Consider the following 13,326-nt stretch of genomic DNA (forward strand, 5'->3'; position numbering starts at 1 on the left):
CCGTCGCCAAACCCAACGCCGCCAACCTCTTCGACAACCAGCGCTACACCGGCGGCGTCCTGGTGCTGTACGCCCTACGCGAGCGGATCGGACAAGAAGCCTTCGCCCGCCTCGAACACTCCATGCTGGCCGAATACAAGAACAAAAGCGCCTCCACCCAGGACTACATCGACGGCGCCGTCCAAGCCACCGGCGACGACACCCTACGACCATTCCTGGAGCAATGGCTCTACGACACCACCACCCCACCCATGCCCAACCACCCCGACTGGACCACCGACCCAGTACCACCAACGATCACCAAGACCCAACGCCAGGCCCTCCAGACCGACCGCTACGGGATCTGACAGAGCTCCGGCCAGGCATCGTATTGGAATGCCGGGTGGGCCAGTTCAGGGCTATGATCAACTGGCCCGCGACGTATGCGACCGCGATGACGGCTTCCTGCATGGCTAAGTGCACGTTCGCGATCTGCAGGCCGATGCCCAGATCGGATAGTACGAAGAGTGCGCCACCGACTCCCATCCGAGGGGCATTGATGAAGGTGGTGATCGCCATGCTGAACAGCAGCACCCCGTAGACACAAATGCCCGCAAGCAGCCATATATGTAGCAAAGATGTGTGCCAGAGAACATGCCGATCCCGACAGCCAAGGCCGTTGTCCCCTGAAACAGCAGCGCAGTGTCTCCGGCCGACGAGAAGACAAGGCCGGCAAACAGCGGCCACATCACTCCTCGCCTACCGGCGGCCGTTGTAGTCCACAAGTATGCGCCAATGAGCAACACTATTGGTGGCGTCGCCAACGCCCTCAGCCAAACGATGTGCAGAATTACCGCTACCGCGAAAGCGCAGACACAAGCTGCGGCAGCGGCATACACAACGCGAACGCCCACGGATGTAGACGGCGCGACGCTCCGTCGGCAGTTGGGATGGTGGGCAGACATATGACGCCCTCGTCCATAGAAATTACGGCCATGCCCAGCGACTGGACAAATCAAGCCTGTCATCGGGCAGCACATTTTCTGCGTACGTCGCTGGGCCTTTCAAGCCACTCGCGATTTCCGAATCTTGGTATCTGCTCGAGCCGGACACCGACCGCAACCACCGCAGAAAGTCCACCGCTCGCGGTTTCGTCATGACGTGAGCAGCGCGAGGGCCGCCACGCCACTCGTGGCGACAACGGCGGCGCCATGCCGGTGTCCAAACCCCGAAGGAAGGAGCCGAATCGATTCGATCGAAGCTAGAGCGATGAGCCACAACGGTCAAGCGGCACTGTAGAATCACTGGCGAATCGGTTCGACATCCCTCCATCCACCTATGGAGCTGCAGATGAGAACGCGCATCCTCACCTGGCTGGCAGTCGGTCCGCTCCTGGCAACCGCCGCGGTCACGGCCGCTGTCACGGCCGGAGGCTCCTCCGCGCAGGCCGCCGACGAGTCGATCAGCGTCAACTTCTCCGTAGCCGGCGGCGCGCCCTCCTACCGGGCATCCGGCTGGATCTACGGCATGACCGAGAACGCCTCCGCACCCGCCGACCACTTCTACCGGGACGTGAAGTTCCGTTACATGCGTGCCGGCGGCGCTCAACTCGACAGCCCGGGCGGCTGGGTGTCCGGCAAGTACGACCGACGCTGGAACGCCACCCGCGCCCAACTGCTGCGCACGCGATCGCTGGGCGGCGAGTTCGTCCTGCTGGTCCACGATCTGTGGGGCGCCGACGGCTACCCGATCTCGCGCTTCCCGGGCGACAACGGCAACTGGACCGACTACGACAACTTCCTCACCCGCCTGATCAACGACGTAAGGGCAACCGGCGCGCCTGTGCAGTGGGACCTGTGGAACGAGCCCAACATCACGCTGTTCTGGAACCGCCCTCAGGCGCAGTACTTTGAGCTGTGGCGGCGCACCTATCAACGCATCCGGTCTGCCTTCCCGGGCCAGCCGATCGTCGGCCCGAGCCTGGCCGGCGTACCGACGACCTCGACCAGTTGGTGGACCCAGTACCTCGACTTCATCCGCGCCAACAACGTCGTTCCCGACATCATCAGCTGGCACGCCCTGCCCAGCGACCCGGTGGCCAACGTGGCAGCCGCCAACTCCTCCCTCGACGCGCGCGGCATCCCGCACCCGCGGCCGTACCAGATCAACGAGTACGCCTCCTCCGGCGAACAGAATCCAGGCGACGGCTCGTGGTACATCGCGCGCCTGGAGCGGGCCGGCGCGGACGGCCTGCGCGCCAACTGGGCAGGCGGTGCGAACCTGCACAACGACCTCGCCAACCTCCTCGTCCGCAACTCAGCCGGCCAGCACCAGCCGAAAGGCGAATGGTGGGTGTACCGGTTCTACGGCTCCCAGACCGGCCAGATCGTGTCCACCACTCCGAGCCCCGCCTACGACGCGTTCGCCACCAAAGCTTCCGGTGTGGCGAAGATCCTCGTCGGCGGGGGCGGCACCACCGGCAACATCGCCGTCAACCTGCAACGCCTGGACACCACGAGCGGCATCGTGCAGAACAACCAGGCCCGGGTGATCGTGCAGCGCATCCCCTACAACGGCGGCGCCGCGGTGCAAGGCCCCGTCACCGTCCAGAACTCCGTCGTGACCCTGGCGGGCAACGGCACCACCGTCAACCTGCCGCACAGCAACGCCGACGACACCTTCACCATCACGCTGCAACCACCGTCGAACAGCGGCTTCCAGTCCGTCGCCGTCGCCCAGCACTCCCAGCAGTGCCTGGACAACGCCAACCTCAGTACCGCTGACGGCAACGTCCAGCAGCAGTTCTACTGCGAGGGCGGAGACCAGCAGCTGTGGAACTTCCAGCCGGTCGCCGGTGTCGCCAGCGCGTACACCATCATCAACCAGCAAACGGGAAAGTGCCTCGACGTCAGCGGCGGCTCCACCGCCGACGGTGCGGCCGTCGTCCAGTGGACCTGCAACGGCGGAACCAACCAGCAGTTCGCGCTCCGCAAGGTGACCTACTCCGGCAACGACAGCCACGACTACTAGCTCGTGGCTGGGCACAGCGGCAAGTGCGTCGACGTCAGCGGCATCTCCACCGCCGCCCGGGCCCTCGTTCACCAGTGGACCTGCAACCCCGCGAGCCAGGGCAGTCCGCTCAACCAGACTTGGCGCCTGTGGGGCCGGTGACCCTGGGATAGCCTCGAGAGAACCGGTTCGACGACGGGAGTGGCATTGAACATCGGGGAGATCGCCCGGCGTGCGGGCGTGTCCCGCAGCACTGTGTCATACGTGCTGAGCGGCAAACGGGCCGTGTCGGAGGCGACCCGCCGCAAGATCCAAACCGTCATCGACGAGCTGGACTACCGGCCTTCCTTCAGCGCCAGGGCACTGAAGGAAGGCCGCACCCGCACTCTCGGACTGGTCATCCCACCGGCCAGCCAGCACCTCACCTACATGCAGCTCGGTTTCGTCGCCAGTGTGGTCGAGGCCGCCGCTCGCATCGACCTGGACGTGCTGCTGTCACCCTCCGGCGGCGACCACGACCGCTCGTTCGAACGCATCGTCGCCGGACGCCGGGTCGACGGCGTGATCGTCATGGAGATCCGGCTCGAAGACGACCGTGTCACCCGGCTGCAGCACAGCGGCCTGCCGTTCGTCACCATCGGCCGGACCGCCGAACCGCGTGGCATGAGCTGGGTCGACGTCGACTACGGCGGCCTGATCGCGCGCTGCGTACACCACCTGGCCGACCTCGGACACCAGCACATCGCCCTGATCAACCGTTCCGCCGAACTCGTCGCCGCCGGATACGGCCCCGGACAACGAGCCCTGGCCGGCTTCACCGCCGCCGTCGCCGAACGCGACGTACACGGCATCGACGTCTGCTGCGGCGACGACGCACCAGCAGGCGAAGCCTGCATCCAGCACCTCCTCGCCACGCATCCCGATGTCACCGCGGTCGCCACCATCAACGAAGCCGCCCTGCCCGGTATCCAGCGCGCGCTCGACGCCGCGGGGCTGGTCGTCCCCCGCGACTTCTCCCTCACCGGTGTCGCCGCCCGCCACTGGGCAGAAGACTTCCGCCCACCACTGACCGCCGCGGACGTGCCCACGCTCGACATCGGTGCCGAAGCCGTGACACTGCTGCAGGAGAGCATCGCCGCACCCCAGACGCCACCACGCCAGCATCTGTACAGTCCACCGATCTCGCTACGCTCCAGCACCGGACCGGCACCAAACCGCTGAACCACGCGCCGATCAACCGCCCAGACCATCCAGCGCACACGTAATGGAACAAGCAGCCAGACTCAAGGCGACCTCGTCGATCCACCGCCAAGAAGAGTCCCACTCGCCGTCACTCAGCTGCCTCGGGCGGTGTGACGCCGTACTCGGCCAGCAGTTGCGCGACCTCGGGGCTTGGCGGCTTGTCCTCGATCCATGCCTCCGGTGACGCGCCGGCCTCGACGAGCAGGCGGACAGTCGTCACGTGGTCGGGCGCCGGAGCTCGTCCGAGGCCGGCGCCGCTACCGACGGTGGCCCACGTGATCGGCGTTCCGTTCCAGAAGGGGTCGCGGGCGTCGACCTCCGCGCCGCGCTCGAGCAGCAGCCGCACGACGTCGGCGCTGCCCGCACCGGCCGCGGTATGCAGGGCAGTGGCTCCGTTAACCTCGCCACGAGCATCCATCGGGAAGCCCAGATCCAGCATCAACCGGACCGCTTCGACATTGCCCTGATCCGCGGCCTCCACCAACGCGGCCGTCTCGGCATCGGTCAGCCAGCCCACCCGAACACGACCACCGGCCACGTACCGCTCGGCTGCACCCCGGCCGGCGTTCAGGCACGCCGACAGGAACAGGTCGGCCTCGGTGGCATCGGGCCGCGCGCCGTACCCCACCAGCAGGCGCGCGAGGTCGGCCCTGCCGTGCCGAACGGCCAGCTGATGCGGCGACCGTCCATCGATGCCCGGCGTATCGGGCGTGGCGCCGGCAGCCAGCAACGCGCCGACCAGCTCCGCGCTGCCGTGGTGCTCGATCGCCGCGTGCAACGCCAACACCGGGTCTGGTGCATGGTCTGCATGGTCCTCGCCGAGCAGGTCACCGCCGAAGCCGGCGTTGGGATCGGCACCGGCGGCCAGCAACAAACGCACACCTTCCGCGTCCCCGATACTGATCGACGCGGCCAACGCCTCACTGACGTCGACGCCCTGCGCGTGGTCGAGCAGCAGCCGCAAGCAGCCACGGGACGGCTCGAAGGCGGCCAGGTAGACCGTGTGCGGGTCGACCCGTGCACCGCGCTCCAGCAACAGAGCTGTGATCGCCGGGTTGTGCGCGCAGCCGGCCGCCGCGAACAGCGGCGAGCAATATCCGCGGTCGCCGGGCCGGCCGCCGACGGTGACGTTCGGATCGGCGCCGGTGTCCAGTAACAGCCTCGCCGTCTCCAGCAGCCCTGCCGCCCGCTCCGGATCGACCGCGTGCCACCAAGACATGCACACGCCCAGCAGCGGCGTCCAGCCGGACACCGCATCCGGCCGTCGCGCGGCCTCGGGGTCTGCCTCAACGGTCTGACGTACGCGTTCCACGTCGCCGAGCACGATCGCCGTCCGTAGGTCATGGCCGGCGATCCTCGGCTCGCCGGCCAGCAGGCGTTCGGCGCGCCGGATCGTCGAGCCGCCGAGACTCGCGTGCAGAAACGCCTCGACCTGCTCCGCAAGCGTCATCGCCGCGGTTTCGATGTGCTCCTTGAGCTTCGGCCAACTGGCCAACCCGTGCTCGCGAGCGAGCGTCAACTGCGCTGCCGCGAGCGTGGGTGGCCCAGGAACGTAGGCCTGAATCCGCTCCACCGCCCACGGCTCCCCCGCCTGCGCCGCCTGCTTCAGCTCCTTGGCCTGACGGCGCAACTGGCGAAGACTCAGACGATCGGGAAGGCGACCTGACATGTCATCTCCTCACGACGCCCGCCTGGTCCGCGAACCGGGCGTCAAGAAGACGACACCGAACAACGACCAACCAACGGAGGTGGACTCAGCCCTTCCCGCGGACCCGGATGCGCCCTCCCGCGCACCACAGATCGTACGCCAATACACTTCGAGCCTGACCTGCTCCATTGGTCGAGAAACACGACACTCGTCTGCCCACAGTCGCGACAAAGATCGGACGAATGCCCCGTCGAAGTGGCATTCGTTTCTGTTCCGGCCGGAGTCTTGACGTCATACATCGGATCTTTGTAGGGTGTCGGTATATCGGCCGGGCGCACCTAGCGCCGCCAGGAGATGTGCCAGCATCTCAATCTCGAGTTGCCGTAGTACTGGCACGAACCTGTCGCGCATCGACGATCGTCCATCTTGGAGGACGGAGATGCAGCATCTGAACCGAGTCCCTTCTTCGGGCAAGCGAGTTCTGCCGTCGGATTGCGGCGAGATCCCAGCGTCTGCATAGCCTCGTCATCCTGAACTGCTGATAGCGGCCGAACGTTGTGGTGGTCGCCGGCCTGAAGCCAGGTCTGCGATCGCTGCTGCCGATTGTGTATGGAGGCAATGGTGGCATCCGCGTTTCAATTCCTGGCCGGTAGAAGGTCCAGGCGCATAACCGGTTTCGCTCTGGCTCTACTTCTGGTGATGACATTCTTCTCGGCAGCGGCACGGGCCGACAATCCCATCGTCCAGACCATTTACACCGCTGATCCGGCACCGCTGGAGTACGGCGGGCGCGTCTATCTCTACACGGGCCATGACGAAGACGGCTCGACATGGTTCACGATGAGAGAGTGGAGGGTGTGGTCGTCCGCCGACATGGTGAACTGGACCGATCACGGCTCCCCACTGAGTGTTGCCAGTTTCGGTTGGGCGAGCTCGGATGCCTGGGCCGGCCAAGTGATCGCCCGGAACGGCAAGTTCTACTGGTATGTCCCCGTGAAGAACCGGGCGAGTGGGGCAATGGCGATCGGGGTGGCGGTTTCGAACAGCCCGACTGGACCATTCACTGACGCACTCGGGCATCCCCTTGTCGAGAACGGTGAGATCGATCCGACCGTCTTCATCGACGATGACGGGCAGGCCTATCTGTACTGGGGTAACCCGCGGCTGTCGTATGTGAAGCTGAACGCGGACATGGTGTCCTATTCCGGCGGCGTGTCTCAGATACCGCTCACGACGGCGGGGTTCGGCACACGCACCGGAAATCCCAGCCGCCCGACACTGTTCGAAGAAGGGCCCTGGGTCTACAAGCGAAATGGCTTGTACTACCTGGTGTTCGCGGCGAACTGCTGCCCGGAGTTCATCGGGTATTCGACCGCGCCCGGTCCGCTCGGGCCGTGGACCTATCGCGGGACGATCATGCCCACCCAGGGCGGCAGCTTCACCAATCATCCGGGCGTGATCGACTACAACGGAAGCTCGTACTTCTTCTACCATAATGGCGCATTGCCGGGTGGTGGCGGTTTCACGCGTTCGGTCGCGGTGGAGAGGTTCACATACAACGCCGACGGCGGATTCCCGACAATCACCATGACGACGGCCGGTGCGCCCCCGGCGGGCACGCTGAATCCCTATCTACGCCAGGAAGCCGAGACGATCGCCTGGGAGTCGGGTGTGGAGACGGAACGTTCCAGCGAAGGCGGAATGAACGTCGGGTGGATCGAGGACGGGGACTGGGTCAAGGTCAAGGGCGTCGGCTTCGGCAACGGTGCGAGGTCATTCGCCGCACGGGTGGCCTCGGCCACCGGGGGTGGCCGGATCGAGCTTCGCCTCGACGGTACGAGCGGTCCGTTGGTGGGCACCTGCGATGTCCGGGGCACTGGCGGCTGGCAAACCTGGACGACCGTCAGTTGTCCGGTGAACGGCGCGACCGGGACCCGCGATCTGTATCTCAGGTACACCGGCGGAAGCGGCTATCTGTTCAACGTGAACTGGTGGCAGTTCACCGCCACCTGACTCAAAGGAGCACAGCCTATGTTGAGGTACAGATCCTTCGTCGGGGCGGTCGCCGCAGCAGCAGTGCTGGGGCTGGCCGCGGGTGGCACGGCGTCCGCCGGCCCCGGCAGCGCCGGCGCCACCGCGGCGCCCAAGGCCGGCGTCAGCGCTGCGGCCAGCGCCGGTTGCGGCAAGGCCCCGACACTGACCAGCGGTACGCGCACGATTCAGAGCGGTGGCAAGAGCCGGAGCTTCATCCTGAAGCTCCCCGACAGCTACGACAACAACCAACCCCACCGGCTGGCGTTCGGGTTCCATTGGTGGGGCGGTACCGCGAACGACGTCGCCTCCGGCGGAAGCGACGGGTACGCCTGGGCGTACTACGGCATGCTCTCGCAGGCGAACAACACCACGATCTTCGTTGCCCCACAGGGCATCAGTAACGGCTGGGCCAACTCCGGCGGCGAGGACGTGACGTTCACCGACGACATGATCCGGCTGATCGAGAACGACCTGTGCGTCGACACAACCCAGCTGTTCTCGGTGGGCTTCAGCTATGGCGGCGCCATGAGTTACGCACTCGCGTGTGCGCGGCCGACCGTCTTCCGCGCGGTCGCGGCCATCGCCGCTCCCGGGGCGATCAGCGGATGCAGCGGCGGCACGCAACCCATCGCGTACCTGGGAATCCACGGCGTCTCGGACAACATCCCGAACGGCCGGGCGCTGCGCGACCGGTTCGTCGCCAACAACGGCTGCACGCCGCAGAACGCACCCGAGCCGGCGTCGGGCAGCCTCACCCACATCATCACGGCCTACTCGGGCTGCCGCGCCGGCTACCCGGTCGAGTGGGCCGCGTTCGACGGTGGTCACCAGCAGGGCCCCGTCGATGGCTGCGCCGGATGCGAGAGCGGTGCCCGGAGCTGGGTCAAGCCAGAGGTGTGGAGGTTCTTCACCCAGTTCGACACCAACCCCACGCCGCCCGTGCAGGTCGGAGTGAACTACCGGCTGGTGGCCCAGCACAGCGGCAAGGCGGCCGACATCTCAGCTGTGTCGACGTCGGCCGGCGCGTTGTTGCAGCAGTGGTCGTTGACGGGCGGGCTCAACCAGCAGTTCGACTTCCTCGACTCCGGCAACGGCTACTACCGCATCCGCGCCCGCCACAGCGGCCTGGTGCTCCAGGTCGCCGGCAACAGCACCGGTGCCGACATCACCCAGCAAGCCGACACCAACGCCACCAGCGAGCAGTGGCGGGTGGTCGACCAGGGCGGCGGGACTGTCAGCCTGGTCAACCGGCAGAGCGGACTGGCCATGGACGTATGGGAAGCCTCCACCGCCGACGGCGGCCGCATCTCCCAATGGACCCTTACCGGCAACACCAACCAGCGTTTCCAACTCCAGCGGGTCTGAACGAAGGTGAAGGCGTCGCGCCCGGCCGGCATCGGCACCGGCCGGGCGCGACCACGTCAGTACTCCTTCTATCCAAGGGTCCATCGTTGGTTGGAGCCGCCGGTGCAGGTCCACAACTGGACCAGGGCGCCGTTGGCGGTGGACGCGCCGGACACGTCCAGGCACAGGCCTGACTGCGCTCCAGTGATCGTGCCGTCGGCGTTGAACCGCCACTGCTGGTTCGCCTGGCCGTTGCACGACCAGATGATCGACTTGGTGCCCGGGCTGGTCCCCTGCCCGTTCGCGTCCAGGCATCTGGTGTCGCCGCCGCTGTAGACCGTCAACTGGCCCGACGGGGTACGGCTCCAGGTCTGGTTGGTACCGCCGTGGCAGTCCCAGATCTGTACCTGCGTCCCAGCTGCCGTTGTGGAGTTGGGAACATCGAGGCACTTGCCCGCGCCGACCGCACGTACCGCACCGGCCGAGCCGGTGCCTCCGCTGCCGTAGCCAGCCGCAACGATGTTGGCCTGTACGGCGTCCTCGGTCGCGTCGGACGGGTATCCCGAGACCATGGCACCCTCGTAGAACGTGCCCGCGCTGAGGTTCGCGCCGCCGCCGGGCTTGCAGCAGTCACCGCCGGCGCCCAGGTCGATTGCCCCTTGCTTACGCATCGGGCTGTATCCGTTGGGAAGTGGGCCGTCCCACACGGTGACGAGACCACCGGACTGCGCGTTGCTGCCTTTCATCGCGAACCGCGTCGTCCCGTTGTTCTTCAGCATCGCGGTGACGAACTGGTTGGTGAACGCCCGCTGGTTCGGGTTCCAGGACTGGCTTCCGCCGGAGTAGAGCCCGAACTCGAGATCCGCCTGGACCCATGGGCCCGAGCCGGAGCACCCGCCGAACCAGCACTCGGTGCCGAAGTTGATCGCGTCCATCGCTCCGGGCCCGTCGGCGGTCCTGGTCGTCTCGCTGTTGCCGTAGTCGAAACAGCAGAGATTGTTGACGTGAGTTCCACTGGTCACCATGTACATGCCCTCGGGCGCGGCACCGGTGGGAACACCGGTCAGATGGCCGTCCCGCCAGTAACTGTTCCCCGGATTGATGTACAGCGAGTAGGCCTTGCTGCCCCCAACAGTCAGCGACTCCGACGTCGCGCTGGCCGGGCGGCTCTGGCTCGAGCCGGGAACCACGCTCGATCCCTGGTACCACAGGTCGTTTCCGCGACCGGACTGGTCGTAGAGCACCGTGACAACGCAGGCCGTACCGGCGCAGAACGAGTCCTGGGCCGCGGCGTTGGCGACGCCGCCCGCCGCCAGCACCCCGATGTCCCTGGTCGCGTTGTCGGAGGAACGCCTTACCTGGTAGAGGTTTCCGGCGTACGAGGCATACAGCGCGCGCACCGTGCTGTGCGCGGCCACGCAAGGGGTGCCGCCCGAAGCGTAGATGTCACACGGTCCCGGGCCGGCCGCCGACGCCGTTGACGCCGCCTGGGTAAGCGTGGCAAGCAACAGGACGACCGCGCCGAGGCAGCCCAAGACCGCTCTCTCGACCTTCATGAGTTCTCCATGGTTTCCGAAGGGACTGTCCGATGGGCGGCTACGGGTTCCGTGTCCACCGCTGGTTGCTTCCGCCGGTGCAGGTCCACAGCTGGATCAGGGTGCCGTTCTGTGTTCCGGAACCACTTGCGTCCAGGCACAGACCGGACTGCACACCGGCGATCGTGCCGTCGGCGTTGAACCTCCACTTCTGGTTGTTCCCGCCGTTGCAGGTCCAGATGACGACTCTGGTGCCCGCGCTGGTGCCCTGGCCGTAGGCGTCCAGACAGGACGAGTCGTAGACCCGGACCTCCCCTTCCGGGGTGGCTGTCCACAGCTGGTTCGTGCCACCGTTGCAGTCCCACAACGCGACCTGCGTGCCGTTGGTTTGCGTCGCGCCCGGGACATCGAGACACCGGCCCGAGCCGGCGCCGACGATCGGGCTGACCGTGACGTTGCCGCCGCTGCCCGGGGTGATGGACAGGTTGTCGAACTGGGCGGTCTCCCCCTGACTGGTGCCATAGCCGACCTGCCCGTTGCCCCACATGCTGTCTACCGCGGTGCCTACTGCCACGCCATCGATGCCGGCGCTGATGGTGCTGCCGTTGAACCCGAGAGCGAGGCCGTGCCACCGTCCGGCGCCCAACGCGGCAACCCGTCCGCTGGCCAGCGTGGTGGTGTTGGTGCTGTTCTGGCGCAGGATCGACCACGACCCGGTCTCGGCCACTCGTAGCCGGTAGGCGTTCAGTCCGGAAGGACCGCCGGACTGGCCCTGCGTCGCGGCACGGCCGATGAGGTCGGCCGAACCACTCTGCTCCAGCATCACGTCGGAGGAGATGGTGTAGTTCCGCCAGCCCAGATCTCCCAACAGCGCGTAAGGATCGGAGAGCCCGTTCCACCAGATCGCGGCCTGGGGACTCATCTGGCGTACGCACTGGCCGGAGCGGCCGCCGCCGCAGCCGGTGACCTCGAAGGCGCCCTGCATGTCCATCAGGTACTTGGCTTCGGTGCCGGTGGCGTTGCTGTTGAACGAGTCACTGTAGGGCAGGCTCATGACACCTGAGGCAGGACTGGTCGCTGTACCCTTGCCCTGTCCCGAAGTCGTCGTGATCGAGTACACGTACCCGGGTTGCACCGTCAGCGAGTAGGTGCCGCCGGACGGGGTGAGGTCCGTGGTGTGCAGGAAGTGGTCGGCGGAGTTGTTGGACCGTACGTTGGTGGCCCAGACGTGCACCTGCCCGGTCGACAGCCCGCCGGTGACGTTGAACGTCAGCGTCTGCGATGCGCTCGCGTCCATCGTCTCGACGATCGTGGAGTAGTCGCGGTTGTTGGTCGACTTGAGCGCGACATAGCTGCCGTTGTCGCGGTTTCCGTTGGGGTAGCCGCTGGAGCTGTCGAGGTACTGCCAGCCGGGCGCGGTGAACTGCGTGGTGTGCGCCATCACCCAGGCGTTCTTGCCGATGGAGTAGTGGCCGGACCAGGGCTGCGGCGCGTGCGCGACACCCATGGTGGGGTACGGGGTGTTCGGCGTGATGGCGGCCACGATCGGCCAGTTGATGTAGGCGGTCATCCTGCCGTCGATGTAGTCGCGGTTGATCCCGCGGGCCAGCGCGGTCGCGCCGGCGTTGAAGTCGTCGGAGCCGTTCTCGCTTGCCCACAAGGTCTTCCCGGTGGCCAGCGCGTTGCTCGAGCTCGGGCAGTTGGTCTGCGCGCTCCGGTATCCGCAGACGTAGTGAACGCCGAGGATGTCTACTGCGGAGCCGAACGCCGGGTCGCGAAGCGCGTCGTCGGCGACACTCCAGTTGTCGACGTCGTCGGACGCGACGACCTTCACCGAGCTGTAGCCCCGCGAGTTCAACGCCGGCCGCAGGTTCTTGTACCACGTGAGGTCGCGCCCTCGCTCGTTGCGGCCGCCAAGATAGTCGATGGTCAGGTTGTGCGACTTGGCGCAGTCCAGCCACGAGATGAGGTAGTTGATCGAGTCGGTCGACCACCAGTTGCCGTTGCCGATCCAGCCGGGCGCGCCCCACGCGAGGGCGGCCAGCTTGATGTTGGGGTTACGGGCCTTGGCCTGCTCGGCGAGCCACCATTCGTAACCCCGACTGCAGTTGAGGTCGGACCGAGTGTGCTGATGGCTGGGCTCGGCACCGCTGGTGGAGTTGGTGTCGCCACCGACCTCCAGTTTGAGGATCTGGACGGCCGCGCCGTAGCCAGGCTTGAAGAGATAGTCCAGGACCTGCGTCCGTTGCGGCTCGGGATAGTCGATCAGCAGCCGGCTGTTGCCACCGCCACCGCTGATCGCTCCCACACCGTCGAACGTCCGGCCGCCGCTGGCGCCGTTGATCGTGATCGACGCGTCGGCCTGCGCGGGCTGGGTCACGGCGACCGCACCGGCCACGGTCAAAGCGAAACCCGCCAGCACGACCACGCCGCGGTGCGTCCGGCTGCCGGAATGGCCTGTGTTCATCGCAAGAACCTTCCTTCTCCGAACGGGGGCAGGCCCAGGCGAACGTCAACGCCATACGGCGTTCACGC

Annotated in this window: 9 protein-coding genes and 1 pseudogene; 6 read left to right on the top strand and 4 right to left on the bottom strand. The window is 66.6% G+C overall.

Translation table 11 applies throughout. The features are described from left to right. The coding region (locus tag ACYVF6_RS19145) for a hypothetical protein (protein WP_460523127.1) at positions 1 to 347 on the top strand (347 nt) is incomplete at its 5' end. On the opposite strand, the pseudogene ACYVF6_RS19150 reads toward ACYVF6_RS19145, so the two are convergent. Next, positions 298 to 1,019 (bottom strand): annotated as a pseudogene (locus ACYVF6_RS19150) (lysoplasmalogenase family protein). The gene ACYVF6_RS19145 and the pseudogene ACYVF6_RS19150 overlap by 50 nt on opposite strands. Positions 1,020 to 1,329: 310 nt before the next feature. On the opposite strand from ACYVF6_RS19150, the gene ACYVF6_RS19155 reads away from it, so the two are divergent. From ACYVF6_RS19155 to ACYVF6_RS19165, 3 genes are read left to right on the top strand one after another with little or no spacing between them, the layout of a single operon-like run. Then, positions 1,330 to 3,009: an RICIN domain-containing protein gene (locus tag ACYVF6_RS19155; protein WP_460523129.1), complete on the top strand. Its 1,680-nt coding sequence runs from the start codon at positions 1,330 to 1,332 to the stop codon at positions 3,007 to 3,009. A 3-nt stretch (positions 3,010 to 3,012) separates the two neighbouring features. Further along, positions 3,013 to 3,150: an RICIN domain-containing protein gene (locus ACYVF6_RS19160; RefSeq protein WP_460523131.1), complete on the top strand. Its 138-nt coding sequence runs from the start codon at positions 3,013 to 3,015 to the stop codon at positions 3,148 to 3,150. A gap of 45 nt (positions 3,151 to 3,195) precedes the next feature. Next, complete coding sequence (locus ACYVF6_RS19165) at positions 3,196 to 4,209, top strand: LacI family DNA-binding transcriptional regulator (protein ID WP_460523133.1); 1,014 nt, start codon at positions 3,196 to 3,198, stop codon at positions 4,207 to 4,209. A 109-nt stretch (positions 4,210 to 4,318) separates the two neighbouring features. On the opposite strand, the gene ACYVF6_RS19170 is transcribed toward ACYVF6_RS19165, so the two are convergent. Then, complete coding sequence (locus tag ACYVF6_RS19170) at positions 4,319 to 5,899, bottom strand: ankyrin repeat domain-containing protein (protein ID WP_460523135.1); 1,581 nt, start codon at positions 5,897 to 5,899, stop codon at positions 4,319 to 4,321. A gap of 678 nt (positions 5,900 to 6,577) precedes the next feature. On the opposite strand from ACYVF6_RS19170, the gene ACYVF6_RS19175 reads away from it, so the two are divergent. Together ACYVF6_RS19175 and ACYVF6_RS19180 are read left to right on the top strand one after the other, a co-directional pair. After that, on the top strand, positions 6,578 to 7,891 hold the full coding sequence (locus ACYVF6_RS19175; protein WP_460523137.1) for a glycoside hydrolase family 43 protein: 1,314 nt from the start codon (positions 6,578 to 6,580) through the stop codon (positions 7,889 to 7,891). Positions 7,892 to 7,909: 18 nt separating this feature from the next. Next, positions 7,910 to 9,277, top strand: coding sequence for an RICIN domain-containing protein (locus ACYVF6_RS19180; protein ID WP_460523139.1), 1,368 nt, complete (start codon positions 7,910 to 7,912; stop codon positions 9,275 to 9,277). 68 nt (positions 9,278 to 9,345) lie between these two features. Here the strand turns inward: ACYVF6_RS19180 and ACYVF6_RS19185 are convergent, their stop codons facing one another. Together ACYVF6_RS19185 and ACYVF6_RS19190 are read right to left on the bottom strand one after the other, a co-directional pair. Continuing rightward, positions 9,346 to 10,812, bottom strand: a complete 1,467-nt coding sequence (locus ACYVF6_RS19185) for an arabinofuranosidase catalytic domain-containing protein (protein WP_460523141.1) — start codon at positions 10,810 to 10,812, stop codon at positions 9,346 to 9,348. 40 nt (positions 10,813 to 10,852) lie between these two features. After that, positions 10,853 to 13,258 carry a ricin-type beta-trefoil lectin domain protein gene (locus ACYVF6_RS19190; RefSeq protein ID WP_460523143.1) on the bottom strand — a complete coding sequence of 802 codons (2,406 nt, stop codon included), beginning with the start codon at positions 13,256 to 13,258 and terminating at the stop codon, positions 10,853 to 10,855. Positions 13,259 to 13,326 lie beyond the last annotated feature (68 nt).

The organism is Flindersiella endophytica (assembly GCF_054779015.1).